This window comes from Microbacterium sp. PMB16 (assembly GCF_051294855.1).
GTDB lineage: Bacteria > Actinomycetota > Actinomycetes > Actinomycetales > Microbacteriaceae > Microbacterium.
The window spans coordinates 4,106,630-4,121,586 of record NZ_CP145908.1 but is presented as its reverse complement, the minus strand read 5'-3'; the positions used below and the strand labels follow the sequence as shown (position 1 = coordinate 4,121,586).

Sequence of the window (14,957 nt, the reverse complement as noted above, 5' to 3'; positions counted from 1 at the left end):
TCTTTTTCGTTAACGCAACGATTACTCGAACTGCTCCCACTCCGGGCAGCCGTCCGTGTGGAACGTGACGTACTCGGGAACGTCTGTCAGGAAGGCGTACGCGCCCTGATTCTCGACGACGATCGCTCCGCTTTCATCCTGGATGCTCCAGGTGCAGCCATCAGGCACCGGCGCAGGCTCGCCCTGCATCTGGAATCCCCCATAGGGGACGTCGTCGCCGATCGTGTACACGCCGGTTCCGGCGAACGTCGCCATGGATTCGTCCCCGCTGTCCTCTCCGCTGTCTTCCCCGTCGTCGCCGTCCGACGAGGACTCCTCCGCCGATGTCTGTGGCGAGTCATCGTCGTCCTGCGGCGCCGGTGCGGCGGGCCCGCACGCGGAAAGCGTGAGCGCCGCGAATACCAGGAATCCCGCGCCAAGCGTGCTCCTCTGTGATCTGAACATTGTTTGTTCCCTCCTCGCGCCCGTCACCGGGCGCTCCCGCTCTCATCGTCCTCGTCGCTGTCGTCGGGGGCCATGGGGGAATCGTCGTATTCAGACGGCGCCGCCAAGGAATACGATGACGCCATGTCTCGCACCGGGCGGCTCGACGCACTTCTTCGTCAGCTGGTCAGCGTGGATGCCGTGCCTACTCGTCTCTATCTCCACCCGGAGATCTCGCCGGACGTGGCCTTCGATACATCCCTCGCGGCGCTGGCGGCCGTATGGGCAGGGCAGTTCGATATCGGGACGAGGTTCGCCGGGGCCGCGCTGCGCGCCGCCGACGACGTCGAGGCACTCGTCTTCGCTCACGGCGTCACAGGTCTCGCCCGTGCCGGCTCCATGGATCCTTCTCCTGCTGCGAGTTCCGACGATTCGCTCACGGAGTTGTGCAGTCGCGTCACCGGCAACCTGCGCCTCCCGCTCAACGCGCTGTTGGCCGAGTCTGCTCTCGCGGAGGCGCGGCTCGATCTTGCCGTGCGGCTCCTCGAGGCAGTGCCGCCCCGGACCGCTCTCTTCGGCGGGGCCGATCATCCGTTCCTCACGATCATCCGGTGCTTCGTCGCGAGAGTGCGCCTGTTCAGTGGAGATGTCGCGGGCGCGTCCGTCGAGATGACGGAGGCCGTGGCCGGAGCACAGACCGAGGCAGAGGAGATCTTCGCTGCTGCCTCTGCGGCGGTCGTCGACGGAAGCGCCGGTCGTCGACAGTCTGCTCGCGCTGGCGTGCAGCGCATCCTCACGCTGGACATGCGTCCGACCAATGCACTGGCGGGCGGTGTGTACCTGTTGACGAGCTACGCCGCGATCGTGGGCGACGACGTGGGGACGTCGGCGCGCGCAGCACTGCGCGCCTCCCGCGACGCCTCCTTCTCCGATGCGCGCGTCATCGACAGGGCGATCTGTTTCGAGATCCTCACGCGGGCCGCCGTGGACGCGGGCGATCTGGATGCTGCCCGGGCATGGCAGCTCCGAGCGCTCCCGCTGGCCGGCCACCCGAGCGCGGACTCCACGGTCGAGCGGATCTCCAGCCGAGTGTCGCTCCTTGCCGGCGAACCGCAGGCGGCGCTCGAGGCAGCGCACCGTGCGATATCGCTCGCGACGCGTTCCCGTCGCGCGCTGGAGATCGCGGAAGGGGAGATCCTCGCCGCCCGGGCCCGGATAGCGCTACGCGATCGAGGGCCCGCGGCTCGCCAGCTCGCCACAGTGGTGGCCGACGCCGACGCTCATGGGTTCGGAGCGGTGCGGCGCTCGGCCGCCCGCGAACTGCGCTCCGTCGGGCGCCGGCTCCCGCCCGACTCGCATCGCGGATGGGAGGGGCTGTCCGCACGCGAGCGCGACGTCGCGCTTCTCATCTCAGAGGGACGGAGCAACGCACAGATCGCGGCATCCGAGTTCCTCTCAGAGCACACCGTCCGCATCCATGTCTCGCGCGTGCTCCATGCGTTCGGCGTGCCCACGCGCGTGGGCGTCGCGTCCGCTCTCGGCTCGGTCCCCGGTTCTGCGACGGCTGTGGCGGAACTGACCGCTCGGCAGCAGCAGATCGTCGAACTGATCACCGTCGGCGCATCGAATCGGTCGATCGCAGAGCAGCTTGCCGTGAGCGAGTCGACGGTGGAGAAGCACGTGAGTGCCATCATGCGGCGGTGGGGAGTCTCCTCGCGTGCCGGTATCGCGCACAGCGCGGCCCGTGTCCTTTCTCCCGCACCACGGGAGCCGTGATCACTCGAGTCCGGCCTTCAGCGCTGGATCGGGAGACGAAGCGTCACCAGAGTGCCGGATCCCTCGGCGGAGCGAATCGACACGTCTCCGCCGTGATGGCGCATCACGGTCGCGACCAGCGTGAGTCCGATACCCGAGCCGGGCACATCACGGGCGTTCTGCGCGCGCGCGAGCTCGTCGAACACCTGCACTACGTCCGACGGCGGGATTCCCCGTCCGGCGTCCGCCACATCGATGACCGCCCACCCGTCCTGTTCCCGCAACCGGACCTCGATGGGGCCCGTCGCAGAGTACTTCGCGGCGTTGCCGAGCACATTGTCGATCGCGAGCGACAGCAGATCGACGTCGGCGGAGAGCGGCGGCACGGTCCAGGGCACGCGCGTGACGGCGAAGTCGAGGCGCGCTCCGGCGCTCGGGTCCTGTTGTCGCAACGCCTCGATCGCCTCGGAGATGACCTCCTCCAGGTCGACCATCTCGAGTTCGAGGGGCCGGGTCTCGAGGTCGGCGAGCTTCCGCAAGTCGCGGACGAGGGTGCTGAGTCTGCCCGCCTGCGCGTCCACCGTTCGCCACTCGGGGCTCAGTGTCTCGTGCTGCGCAGCGGCGGCTGTCGCGCGGATCGCGGTCAGCGGGTTCTTCAGCTCATGATCGAGTCGACCGAGGAATCGCTGGTGACGCTCGCGCTCCCGCAGGGCCGCCGCTTCTCCCGCGGCCTCCACAGCGGCCGACTCTCGGCGACGGGACCGCGCGCCCACCGTCCGTGTGAGCAGGATCGCGCCAGGGATGCACGAAACGAGCGCACCGGCCGCCAGGACGGCGCCGGGGAGCGCCAGCTCCATCGCGAGGATTCGCTGGTCGCCGGCGAGCATCATCCCGCCCGCGCCCAGAGCACTCAGCCCGACCGGTACCGCGGTCAGGATGCCCAGACCGACGCTTCTGCGGTCTCTCATCCGGTCACCACCGGCGCCAGGAAGCGGTACCCCAGGCTCTGTGCGGTCTCGATGAAACGCGGGTCGGTCGCGTTGTCTCCCAGTACGCGCCGCAGCTCGGCGACGCGATGATCGACAGCCCGACTCGACGAGGCGAAGTCGAAGCCCCACAGTGCCGACAGCAGACGATCACGGGAGTGGACCTCCTGTGGATGCAGGATCAGATACTCCAACAGCACGTACGCCTTGGGCGTGAGCAGCAGCTCCTGGTCGCCGCGCCAGACCCGGCGTGACGTCCGGTCGATCGTCAGGTCATGCGCGCGCAGTCGCTCAGCCGATCGGAGAGGGGCTGCTCCCTGCGCGGTGCGTCGGAGCACGGCGCGGACCCGAGAGATCAGCTCGTGCGGATCGAACGGCTTGTTGAGGTAGTCGTCCGCGCCCTCATCGAGCGCGGCGCTCCGCTCCCACGATTCGCCCACCTGAGTGAGCAGGATGATCGGGAGCCACAGCTGCCGGGCGCGCACGCGACGCACGAACTCCCGCCCGTCGATATGCGGCATCAGGACATCGCAGACGACCAGGTCCGGCACGTCGCGTTCGACCTCGACGAGTCCTGCACGCCCGTCCTCCGCGACCCGGACATCGAAACCACTGCGACCGAGGAGGGCCGCCAGGGCGACGGTGATGGCCTCGTCGTCGTCGACGATGAGGATCTTCGGCCTGGTCGTGGTGTCCATCCCCGTCATCCTCGCCGCAGGACGTTGGCCGTCCCGGTATCGGTCACCCCGGGCGTCTCGCCGACCCAGTAGATCTCGTTCGCCGTCCCGCTCACGCGCACCTCACCCACGGTGTCGGCGTAGACGACGGTTCCGGATCCGCTCAGCAGGAGCGACGAGACGTCGTCGACGATCACCGCCCCGGCGTCGAGGTCGATGCGGATCTCGTCGCAGGCGCCCTCGACCCGGATGATCGCCCCGTCCTGCTGGAGCGGACCCGACGGACACGGCATCGTCGTCGTCGCGGAAGCCAGCAGACGTTCGCGGTGTGCCGCGTGCTCGGCATCCAGCCCGGCCGGGGGAGTCGGATCTTCGTCCGGCTTCGGCGTCTCCGCTTCAGGGGCCCCTTCTTCCGGCATCTCCGCGGCGGGGGTCTCCGAGCGCTGTGAGCCGGCGGGCGTGTCCGAACCATCGGCGCCGGGGTTTACGATGCGGAGGGTGCACCCGGTCACGAGGGTGGCGGTGACGAGCACGGTGATCGCAGCGGCGATCGATCGGGAAGCGCGCATGTGTCTCATCCTCTCGCGTCAGAGCGTCGCCGGGATGAAGATCTCGACGCGGCGATTGAGCTGGCGCCCTGCCGGGTTGTCGGCGCCATCGATCTCGTTGGCCGCCACCGGGCGGGTCTCACCGTACCCTTCGCCGGTGAGGACAGTGCGGACTCCGCGATCCTCGAGACCCGTGACCACGGCGTTAGCGCGGTCCTCGGAGAGAGACAGGTTGTAGGAGTCGGAACCGATCGAGTCGGTGTGTCCTGACACGGATGCCTGGGCGACCGCGAGCGAGGTGAGCACCTCGGCCACGGCATCCAGCGTCACCTCGGCATCGCTGCGGATGTCGCTCTTGTCGAAATCGAACAGCACGCCGTCCTGGAACGTGAGCGTCGTTCCGCAGGATTCGAGGGGCGCGAGCGTGCCGAGGGGCGGGAAGACGCCCAGAGTCGGCACGACGGGCAACGGCTCCGCGTCCACCCACTCTCCGTCGACCTTCGCGGTGCCGTCGCCGTAGTTCTGGATGGTGATGTCGTCGCTGCGGTAGTTGCCGGATCCGTCCCCGTAGTTCTGGATCGTGACCTCACCGTCCTCGTAGTTGCCGGATCCGTCGCCGTAGTTCTGGATGGTCACGGTTCCGTCCGTGTAGTTGCCCGATCCGTCCCCGAAGATCTGCACGGTCTTCGTCGCGTCCGCGTAGGTGCCGGATCCGTCGCCGAAATTCTGGATCGTCACCGTTCCGTCGCTGTAGTTGCCGGACCCGTCGCCGAAGTTCTGGATCGTGACGCCGTTGATCGTGGAGTTGCCGGATCCGTCGCCGAAGTTCTGCACCGTGCCGTCCGGCCCGGTGAACGAACCGGAGCCGTCTCCGTAGAGCAGCGCGGTGCCGTTGCCGGAGATGACGCTCCCGTCGGCGTCGCAGTGCGCGGGGGAGGCGATGACGCCCGGGATGTCGGACAGTGCTTCGTTCACCTCGATCGCGAAGGCGGATGCCGAGGAGTCGAGAAGCGACAGGTCGGGAAGGACGAACATCGGGACGGGCGGGAACTGTCCCACGTCGTATCCGGGCACGGTGGACACGTCTGCGACAGGGTCTGCGGATGCCGGTGCTGTCGGCTTCGCGGACGGCTTCGAAGCCGAGACCGGTGCGGCGGCGCAGCCGGTGAGGAGGACGGATGCCATGAGCCCGAGTGCGAGTCCGCGGTGCCGGCGGCCGACGCTTTCTGCGATGCGTGGGGAGGTCATGGATCGAGCGTATCCAGGCGGTGTCGCCGGCATGTCGCGGAGTTGTCGCAGGTCTGCGACAACAGTTCGACCACCATGCTCATCGCTTCAACCGGGACTCCAAGACAGCCGCGGCGTCGATCACGGCATCCGCCAGGTCTCGCGCATCGAGCTGCTCATCGGCCCAGGTGACCGCCACCGCGGCGACGGGCCATCCCGCCTGATCGCGGACGGCTGCACCGACGGAACGCAGACCGTCGGCGACCTCACTGTCCTCCGTCGCGTAGCCTCGCGACCTCACCTCACGGAGAAGCTCGCGGAGCTCCGTGGGGCGGCGTGGCCCGAGACCGGTGCGGTCGGGGAACGCGGAGGCGCTCGGGTACAGCGCACGCACCTGCTCTCGCGGCAGCGCCGCCAGCATCGCACGCCCACTGGCGGTGAGGTGCGCGGGAAGCCGCACCCCGACGTCGGTCACGAGCGCCGGTCGTCGTGGCGCACGCTCCTCGACGATGTACAGCACATCCCCGCCGCTCATGACGGCCAGGTGGGCGCTCTCGCCCAAGCGGTCGGAGAGCGCGGCGACCAGCGGCCGGCCGAGTCTGGCCAGCGGCTGCTGGCGCGCGTATCCGCCGGCGAGCTCGAACGCGGAGGTGCCGAGACCCCAGCGCCGCTCTTCCCGGAAGTGCAGCACGAACCCGTGCGCCGAGAGGGTGGTGAGCAGGTGATACACGGTCGAGCGGGGGAGGTCGAGCTCCCGTGCGATGGCGGAGGCCGCGACCGGTGCCGGTCGTCCGGCGAGATAGCTCAGGATGCGCAGGGTGTTCTCCGCTGCCGGCACCTGCGGTTCGTCACGCCGGCCTGCCGCAAGTTTGTCTGGGATCACAGACACAGGATGTCATGATCCGCTGTCGCCGTCGACACGTCGGGTGTGGAATCAGAACATGAGTGATCTTGCCCCCGTTCTCGTCGGCGCCTCGCCGCTGACTCCTGCCGATGTCGTCGCCGTCGCCCGTCTCGGGGCGCCCGTCATCATCGACCCCGCCGCCCTCGAGCGGGTGTCGCAGACCCGGAACGTGATCGATGGGCTCGCCGCCGATCCGCATCCGCACTACGGAGTCTCCACCGGGTTCGGCGCGCTGGCCACGACGTTCATCGCTCCGGACCGCCGGTTGCAGCTCCAGGCGAGCCTCATCCGCTCGCACGCGGCCGGCACCGGCGCGGAGGTCGAGGTCGAGGTCACCCGCGGTCTTCAGCTGCTGCGGCTCCAGACTCTCGCGTCGGGGCGCACCGGGGTGCGCTCTGTCGTCGTCGAGACGTACGCCGCGATGCTCAACGCCGGCGTGACCCCGATCGTGCGCGAGTACGGCTCCCTCGGCTGCTCGGGCGATCTCGCGCCCCTCGCGCACATCGCCCTCGCTGCGATGGGCGAGGGCGATGTGCGCACCTCCGCGGGCATCGTGCTCCCCGCTGCGGAGGCGCTCGCCGCGGCAGGGATCGCCCCGCTCACTCTCGTCGAGAAGGAGGGCCTCGCGCTCATCAACGGGACCGACGGGATGCTGGGCATGCTCGTTCTGGCACTGCACGACCTCGAGCAGCTGCTCGTCACCGCCGACATCGCCGCGGCCATGTCGATCGAGTCCCAGCTCGGAACCGATGCCGTGTTCGCCGCCGACCTCATGGCGCTCCGCCCGCAGACCGGGCAGACCGAGTCCGCGGGCAACCTTCGTGCGTTCCTCGCCGCCTCTCCGATGGTCGCCAGCCACAAGGGCCCTGAGGACGGCCGGGTGCAGGATGCCTATTCGCTGCGCTGCTCGCCGCAGGTGCACGGCGCCGCTCGCGACACGATGGCGCACGCCACGCTGATCGCCGGGCGCGAACTCGCCAGCGTGATCGACAACCCGGTGATCACCCTCGACGGGCGGATCGAATCCAACGGCAACTTCCACGGCGCTCCGGTCGCCGCGGTGCTCGACTTCCTCGCGATCTCCGTGGCCGACGTGGCGTCGGTGTCCGAGCGCCGCACCGACCGGGCGCTCGATCCCGCGCGCAGTCACGGGCTGCCCCCGTTCCTCGCCGACGAGGTGGGCGTGGACTCCGGGCTCATGATCGCCCAGTACGCGGCGGCCGGTATCGTCTCCGAGCTCAAGCGCCTTGCCGTCCCGGCATCCGTCGACTCGATCCCGTCCTCCGCCATGCAGGAGGACCACGTCTCGATGGGCTGGGCGGCGGCCCGCAAGCTCCGCCGGGCGATCGACGGACTGGGACGCGTTCTGGCGATCGAGATCCTCACGGGTGCCCGGGCGCTCGATCTCCGGGCACCGCTGCAGGCGGGCCCCGCGACGGGTGCCGTCCGCGATCTCGTCCGCACCGTGGCCGCCGGCCCCGGCCCCGATCGATTCCTCTCCCCGGAGATCGAAGCCGTCACCGCATTGGTCCAGTCGGGCGAGGTCGCCCGCATCGCGAAGGAGCACACTCATGGTTGAGAACAACGAATCCGGCCCCCGCGTGGTCCGTGCCGCCCGAGGCAACCAGCGCACGGCGAAGAGCTGGGGTGCCGAGGCCGCCAAGCGGATGCTGATGAACAACCTCGATCCCGAGGTGGCCGAGCACCCTGAAGACCTCGTCGTCTACGGCGGCACCGGCAAGGCGGCCCGCAGCTGGGAGGCGTACGACGCGATCGTGCGCACGCTCGACGAGCTCGAGCCCGACGAGACGCTGCTCGTGCAGTCCGGCAAGCCGGTCGGAGTGTTCCGCACCCACGAGTGGGCGCCGCGCGTGCTGATCGCCAACTCGAACCTCGTCGGCGACTGGGCCACGTGGCCCGAGTTCCGCAAGCTCGAGGAGCTCGGACTCATCATGTACGGCCAGATGACGGCCGGGTCGTGGATCTACATCGGCACCCAGGGCATCCTGCAGGGGACGTACGAGACCTTCGCCGCCGTCGCCCGCTCGCTCGGCCGCGAGTCGCTGCGCGGCACGCTCACGCTCACCGGAGGCGCCGGCGGCATGGGCGGCGCGCAGCCGCTCGCGGTGACGATGAACGACGGCACGGTGCTGATCGTCGACGTCGACGAATCGCGTCTGGCGCGCCGGGTGGAGCACGGCTACCTCGACGAGTGCACGACCGACCTCGACGCCGCCGTGGCGCGGGTCGTCGCGGCGAAGGAAGCCGGCGAGGCCGTCTCGGTCGGCGTCGTCGGCAACGCGGCCGAAGTCTTCCCCGAGCTGCGGCGCCGCGGCGTGCCGATCGACATCGTGACCGATCAGACCAGTGCGCACGATCCGCTCGCGTACCTGCCGGTCGGGATCTCGGTCGCCGAGTGGAAGGCCGAGGCCGACCGCGACCCGGAGGAGTTCACCCGTCGGTCGCGCGAGTCGATGGCCGCGCACGTCGCGGCGATGGTGGCTTTCCAGGACGCCGGTGCCGCGGTCTTCGACTACGGCAACTCGATCCGGCGTGAGGCCGAGCTCGGCGGGTTCGACCGCGCGTTCGAGTTCCCCGGCTTCGTACCGGCGTACATCCGGCCGCAGTTCGAAGAGGGCCGGGGGCCGTTCCGCTGGGCTGCGCTGTCGGGCGACCCCGAGGACATCCGCAAGACCGACCGCGCCATCGCCGAACTCTTCCCCGAGGACGCCGCCCTGCACCGGTGGCTGGAGAAGGCCGGCGAGAAGGTGCACTTCGAAGGGCTGCCCGCGCGCATCTGCTGGCTCGGCTACAAGGAGCGACACCTCGCGGGTCTCAAGTTCAACGAGATGGTGGCATCCGACGAGCTGTCGGCGCCGATCGTGATCGGCCGCGACCATCTGGATTCCGGGTCCGTCACCTCGCCGTACCGGGAGACCGAGGCCATGAAGGACGGCTCCGACGCGATCGCCGACTGGCCGCTGCTCAACGCCCTGCTGAACACCTCGTCCGGAGCGTCGTGGGTCTCCCTGCACCACGGAGGTGGTGTCGGCATCGGCCGCTCCATCCACGCCGGGCAGGTCTCGGTCGCCGACGGCTCTGCCCTCGCCGCGGAGAAGCTCGAGCGCGTACTCACCAACGATCCGGGCACCGGTGTCATGCGCCACGTCGACGCCGGGTACGAGCACGCCCGCGAGGTCGCCCGTGATCGGGGCCTCAAGATCCCGATGCTCTGAGAGGCTGGGGCCATGACGACGCTCATCACGAACATCGGCGAGCTGACGACCAACGTCGGCACGGTCGATGACCCCTGCGGAACCCTTCACGACGCCGCTGTGCTGATCGAGGACGGGCGGATCGCGTGGGTGGGTGCGGCGTCGGAGGCGCCACGCCCGTCGACGGGCTCGGAGGTCATCGATGCGGGTTGTCGCGCGGTCATCCCCGGGTTCGTCGACAGCCACAGCCACCTCGTGTTCGCCGGTGATCGGGCCGTCGAGTTCGAAGCACGCATGGCGGGTCAGAAGTATGCCGCCGGCGGCATCCGCTCGACCGTCGCGGCGACCAGGGCGGCGAGCGACGAGGAGCTCCGCGCACGGTTGCGTGGCTTCCTGGCCGAGATGCTCGCGCAGGGCACCACCACAGTGGAGATCAAGAGCGGATACGGCCTGAGCGTCGTCGACGAGGAGCGCCTCGTGCGCCTGGCGGCGGAGGTCACGCCCGAGGTGACCTTCCTCGGCGCGCACGTCGTGCCCGCGGAGTACGCGGATCGGCCAGACGACTACGTCGATCTCGTGGTCGGCCCGATGCTCGACGCGTGCGGTCCGCACTCGAAGTGGATCGACGTGTTCTGCGAGACCGGCGCCTTCACCGTGCCCCAGTCGCGTCGCGTGCTCGAGGCGGGGATCGCGCGGGGTCTGGTGCCGCGCGTGCACGCGAGCCAGCTCGGGCCGGGGGAGGGCGTCCGACTGGCGGTCGAGCTCGGTGCAGCCTCGATAGACCACGGCACCTACCTCACCGAGGAGGACGTCGTCGCGCTCGCCGCCTCCGACACCGTGCTGACGCTGCTCCCCGGTGTGGAGTTCTCCACACGTCAGCCCTACCCCGATGCCCGGCGTCTCATCGACGCGGGGGTGACGGTGGCGCTCGCCTGCGACACGAACCCCGGATCGAGCTTCACGTCATCCATGCCGTTCTGCATCGCCGTCGCGGTGCGGGATATGGGCATGACTCCGGCCGAGGCCGTCTGGGCCGCGACGGCGGGCGGCGCCAGAGCGCTGCGTCGCGACGACGTCGGCGTTCTCACGCCCGGTGCGCGGGCCGACCTGGTGCTGCTGGATGCGCCGACGCGCATCCATCTCGCCTATCGCCCAGGAGTCCCGCTGGTCAGTGCCGTGTGGAAGGACGGGGTCGCCGTCGCCTGGTGAGAGGGTTCGGACGTCCGTGTTCCTGACTAGAATATTGCTCATCTCGAACATATGTTCTTAACTCAAGTTATGGAACAGCCGACCGATCTCTCCCTCGATCTCGAGGAGCGTCGCCGCGTTCTTGACGCCTGGGTGGCGAAGAAGCGCCGCATCGCGGTGCTCGAAGCAGAGGCGACGGAGCTGCTGGTCGAGCAGATCGCCATCCATGACTCCGATGTCTCTGACAGTCCGTACCACCGAGATGCGATCTACCGGTCGATGGTCGCGGAGTTCTCCGCGGCAGGTCGAATCCCGAAGGGTTCGATCGAGTACGCATTCTCCGATGCCCGCACCTTGAGCTCGGAACTGCCCGCTGTGCGGGAGGCGTTCGCGAGCGGCGAGATCAGCGCCGCTCACATGCGTGAGATCGCCCGCGCCAGTGCCATCGTGTCCGAGGCCATCCGCAACCAGAAGGCGGATGCCGAGGTGATGGGTCTCTACGAGACGGCGGTCCTTCTCTTCGCCCAGCGGGAAACGGCCGCCCGAACCAGCGCGCACGCGAAGCAGGTCGCCGCGGCACTCGTCGGTGAGACGGTCACCGATCGGCACCGCAGGGCCGCCGACGAACGCTGCGTCAAGGTGCGCTCCGTGGAAGACGGTCTCGCGGTGCTCACCGCGATACTGCCCGAGTGGATCGCGAACGCCGTCGCCGACCGGCTCGACCAGATGGCCCGCCAGGTCATCGACACCCGAGGCGACCGCGAGCCCGTTCTCGACCCGTGGGCGGCCGATGAGAACGGCGACTCACTGTTCCTCGAGGACTTCGCGCTCGATGATCCTGCCTTCAACGATCCCGCGTTCGATCCCTACGCTGGCGCGATCTTCGGCGACGACACTTTCACGACTGACCCCGATGTGATCCACATCCCGGCCGACACTCGCACGTCGGATCAGGTCAAGGCCGACATCTTCGCCGACCTGCTCCTCGCCGCCGACCCGAGCGCCGCTCACGGCGACGGCCTCGACAACATCCAGGCGCGCATCCAGGTCACAATCGCCGCATCCACACTCGCCGGCGCGGATCAGCGCCCCGCAGAGCTCGACGGCCACGGCCCACTCCACCCCGACATCGCGCGAGACCTCGCCGGGCGCAACACCGGCTGGAGCCGCCTGTTCCTCGACGGCACCGGCATGGTGACCCAGACCGACACCTACACCCCCACGGAGGGGATGCGCCGGTTCCTGCGGGCCCGAGATCAGCACTGCCGCTTCCCCGGATGCCGCATGCCCGTCCACCGGTGCGATATCGACCACAACCACGATCACGCGAAGGGCGGCAAGACGAGGCTCGACAACCTCAGCCACCTCTGCCGGTCTCATCACACGCTGAAACATCCCGACATCCCCGAGCCGCACCGATGGACGGCGCAGCAACGACAAGACGGCACGATCACCTGGTTCAGCCCGCTGGGACGCACCTACACCGACCGGCCATCCCGGCGAGTGATGTTCGTCTGAGAGAACTTCGCGCCTACGCCAGAGCCTGCGCGCAGATCACGGCGGCAGCTGCCGACCAGGTCTGCGGGAGACACGGCAGCGACTCGCTCGCCGTCGGGGCACTGTTGGCTGTGACCGCAGCCGAAAGCGCGGTCCCCGTGATCAGATTCGACAACACCCCGACCGCAGAGGCTGATGGGCCCGACCGGAGAGATCGTGGCGCCGCGCCGGCTTCAGGCCGGATCGGCGCACGCGCTGATCACGCCGGAGCTGGTGGTGCGCCGACCTCGCGGGCGGCGAGACCGGCCAGGAGATCGAGCACGCAGAGTGCGGCGAGCCGGACCGTGCGTCCGTCGGCGACGTCCGCCGTCGCGTCGACCTCGGCGAGATCCGCGCTGACGACGCGTCGGTCGGCGGCCACGGCCCGCGCGAGCGCGCGCAGCTCCCAGGCCTGGAGTCCGCCCGGCACGCTGGCCGGGCACCCGGGCGCGACCGAGCGATCGCACACGTCGACGTCGATGTCGAGGTGGATGCGGGCTTCCGGTCCGGCGCCGGCGATCTCGACCGCCTCGGCCACCACGTCGTCGATGCCCCGGCGGCGCAGGTCGTCGAGCGTGATCACCCGGATGCCCCAGTCCGCTGCGCGCTGCGCGTAGGCTGCGGAGTTCGCGAAGTCGGCGATGCCGATCTGGACGATGCGGGCGGGGTCGATCCGGGATGTGACGAGAGCCGATGCCGCCGGGACATCCTGCACGAGTCGGCGGACCGGCGTGCCGTTGGAGACGCCGTCGCGCAGATCGAAGTGCGCATCGAAGGTGATGAGCCCGGTCGCCTCAGCTCCGAGCGCCACGGGATAGGTGAGGGAGTTGTCGCCGCCGAGGGCGATCACCAGCGCGGCCGCACCCGCCAACTCGCGCACGCGTGTGATGACCGCAGCCTCGCCGGCGTCGCCGTCGGGCTCGTCCACGTCTCCGGCATCCGCGACGCGCAGCGTGTCGTTCAGATCGACGATCGGCGGGCCCATCAGCGTCGTCCCGTAGCGGGGGAGCGCCTCGCGGATCGCAGCGGGTGTCGCGTGAGCGCCGGTCGGCGACAGCGAGGTGCGCCAGGTGGGCACGCCCAGGATCACGGCGTCGGCCGCGCTGCCGAAGGGGGGCCAGCCGCCGGCGCGTGGCCACAGCGGATCGTGCGAGAGGGCCATGTCAGACTCCGGGGATCAGGGCGTGGGCGAGGGTGAAGATCGCGAGGCCCGCGAGGGCGCCGACGAATGTGCCGTTCAGGCGGATGTACTGCAGGTCGCGGCCGACCATGAGCTCGATCTTCTCGGTCGTCTCCGCCGGGTCCCACCGCTCGACCGTGTCGGTGATGATCGACGCGATGTCGTGCCGGTAGCGATCGACGAGGAAGACCGCGGCATCCGAGACCCAGGTGTCGACGCGATGCTGGAGCGCGGCATCCGTCGTCAGGCGCTCGCCGACCTCCTGCAGGGCGCGTACCGCTCGTCGGCGGAGCCCGCTCTCCGGATCGGCGAGAGCGGTGAGCAGACCGTTCTTCGCGGTGTTCCAGGCTTCTGCGGCGAGGGCACCAACCCGAGGGCTGTCGAACAGCGCGGCCTTGGCGTTCTCGAGCTTCGCCCGGGTGTCGGGGTCGTTCTGCAGGTTGTCGGCGAGGCGCGAGAGATACCCGTCGATCGCGATCCGCGCCGGATGCTGCGGGTCGGCCTGCACGGCCTGGACGAACTTGATCGCCTCGTTGTAGACCGTGTCGTCGACGAAGCGATGGGCGAGCTTGGGGACCCAGCCGGGAAGGCGGCGCGAGACCAGGCCGGAGAAGGACTCCGCATTGGCCTCGAGCCACCGGCCGATGTTGTCGACGGCGAGGTCGACCGCCTCGTGGTGCGCGTCGGCCTCGACGATCTTCTCCAGCCAGACCCCCGCGGGAGGGCCCCACTCCGGCTCGACCAGATGCTCGCGGGCGAGGTCCGTGATGAGGTCGCGGACGTCGTCGTCGCTCAGCGCGTTGAGCACGGCCGTTGCGATCGTGGCGCCCTCGGCGCCCACTCGCTCGGCGTGCGCCTCCTCCCGCAGCCACTCGCCGCCGCGGAGAGCGATGGCGGTGGTCGAGAGCTTGGTGCGGACGACGTCGGCGGCGAGGAAGTTCGTCTCGACGAACTCGCCCAGGGTGCGTCCGATCTCGTCCTTGCGGCTCGGGATGATCGCGGTGTGCGGGATCGGCAGGCCGAGCGGACGGCGGAACAGGGCAGTGACGGCGAACCAGTCCGCGAGGGCGCCGACCATGCCGCCCTCGGCCGCGGCACGCACGTAGCCGAGCCAGCCCATCCGCTCCTGGAATGCGAAGGCGACGACGAACGCGACGGCCATGAAGACCAGCGCGCCGAGCGCCACGGCTTTCATGCGCCGGAGGGCGCGGAGTCGCTCCTGATCGGCGGGCGAGAGGTGCGCCATCGGTGTCCGGGCCATGCCGCCATCCTTACATGCGCGTGTCCTGCCGAGCGCGGCGCGCGGTGCGTCGGCGTC

13 protein-coding genes are annotated in these 14,957 nt (G+C 69.6%); 5 read left to right on the top strand and 8 right to left on the bottom strand.

Translation table 11 applies throughout. The features are described from left to right. Positions 1-21: 21 nt before the first annotated feature. Entirely contained in the window at positions 22-471 is a 450-nt protein-coding gene (locus V5D55_RS19810) for a hypothetical protein (protein ID WP_435746424.1), read from the bottom strand. Between the two features lie 96 nt (positions 472-567). On the opposite strand from V5D55_RS19810, the gene V5D55_RS19805 reads away from it, so the two are divergent. Then, positions 568-2,199, top strand: coding sequence for a LuxR C-terminal-related transcriptional regulator (locus V5D55_RS19805; RefSeq protein ID WP_435746422.1), 1,632 nt, complete (start codon positions 568-570; stop codon positions 2,197-2,199). A gap of 17 nt (positions 2,200-2,216) precedes the next feature. On the opposite strand, the gene V5D55_RS19800 is transcribed toward V5D55_RS19805, so the two are convergent. From V5D55_RS19800 to V5D55_RS19780, 5 genes are all read right to left on the bottom strand, one after another. Further along, positions 2,217-3,146, bottom strand: coding sequence for a sensor histidine kinase (locus V5D55_RS19800; protein WP_435746420.1), 930 nt, complete (start codon positions 3,144-3,146; stop codon positions 2,217-2,219). Beyond that, positions 3,143-3,862, bottom strand: a complete 720-nt coding sequence (locus V5D55_RS19795; protein ID WP_435746418.1) for a response regulator transcription factor — start codon at positions 3,860-3,862, stop codon at positions 3,143-3,145. The genes V5D55_RS19800 and V5D55_RS19795 overlap by 4 nt, the downstream gene beginning before the upstream one ends. A gap of 5 nt (positions 3,863-3,867) precedes the next feature. Beyond that, on the bottom strand, positions 3,868-4,410 hold the full coding sequence (locus V5D55_RS19790; protein WP_435746416.1) for a hypothetical protein: 543 nt from the start codon (positions 4,408-4,410) through the stop codon (positions 3,868-3,870). Between the two features lie 18 nt (positions 4,411-4,428). Next, positions 4,429-5,637: an OmpA family protein gene (locus tag V5D55_RS19785; protein ID WP_435746414.1), complete on the bottom strand. Its 1,209-nt coding sequence runs from the start codon at positions 5,635-5,637 to the stop codon at positions 4,429-4,431. A 79-nt stretch (positions 5,638-5,716) separates the two neighbouring features. After that, positions 5,717-6,499 carry an IclR family transcriptional regulator gene (locus tag V5D55_RS19780; protein WP_435746412.1) on the bottom strand — a complete coding sequence of 261 codons (783 nt, stop codon included), beginning with the start codon at positions 6,497-6,499 and terminating at the stop codon, positions 5,717-5,719. A gap of 58 nt (positions 6,500-6,557) precedes the next feature. Here V5D55_RS19780 and hutH point away from each other — a divergent pair, with 58 nt between their 5' ends. The 4 genes from hutH (at position 6,558) to V5D55_RS19760 (ending at position 12,441) form a co-directional block, all read left to right on the top strand. After that, positions 6,558-8,099 carry a histidine ammonia-lyase gene (gene hutH, locus V5D55_RS19775; protein WP_435746410.1) on the top strand — a complete coding sequence of 514 codons (1,542 nt, stop codon included), beginning with the start codon at positions 6,558-6,560 and terminating at the stop codon, positions 8,097-8,099. Then, positions 8,092-9,756, top strand: a complete 1,665-nt coding sequence (gene hutU / locus V5D55_RS19770) for a urocanate hydratase (protein WP_435746408.1) — start codon at positions 8,092-8,094, stop codon at positions 9,754-9,756. The genes hutH and hutU overlap by 8 nt, the downstream gene beginning before the upstream one ends. Before the next feature lie 12 nt (positions 9,757-9,768). Further along, positions 9,769-10,944: an imidazolonepropionase gene (hutI, locus tag V5D55_RS19765; RefSeq protein ID WP_435746406.1), complete on the top strand. Its 1,176-nt coding sequence runs from the start codon at positions 9,769-9,771 to the stop codon at positions 10,942-10,944. A 69-nt stretch (positions 10,945-11,013) separates the two neighbouring features. Beyond that, positions 11,014-12,441, top strand: a complete 1,428-nt coding sequence (locus V5D55_RS19760; RefSeq protein ID WP_435745827.1) for a DUF222 domain-containing protein — start codon at positions 11,014-11,016, stop codon at positions 12,439-12,441. Between the two features lie 238 nt (positions 12,442-12,679). Here V5D55_RS19760 and V5D55_RS19755 read toward each other — a convergent pair whose 3' ends face one another. Both V5D55_RS19755 and V5D55_RS19750 read right to left on the bottom strand, forming a co-directional pair. Next, a complete protein-coding gene (locus tag V5D55_RS19755; RefSeq protein ID WP_435746404.1) occupies positions 12,680-13,621 on the bottom strand; it encodes an arginase family protein in 942 nt (313 codons plus the stop codon). Position 13,622: 1 nt separating this feature from the next. Further along, positions 13,623-14,900, bottom strand: coding sequence for a DUF445 domain-containing protein (locus V5D55_RS19750; protein WP_435746402.1), 1,278 nt, complete (start codon positions 14,898-14,900; stop codon positions 13,623-13,625). Positions 14,901-14,957 lie beyond the last annotated feature (57 nt).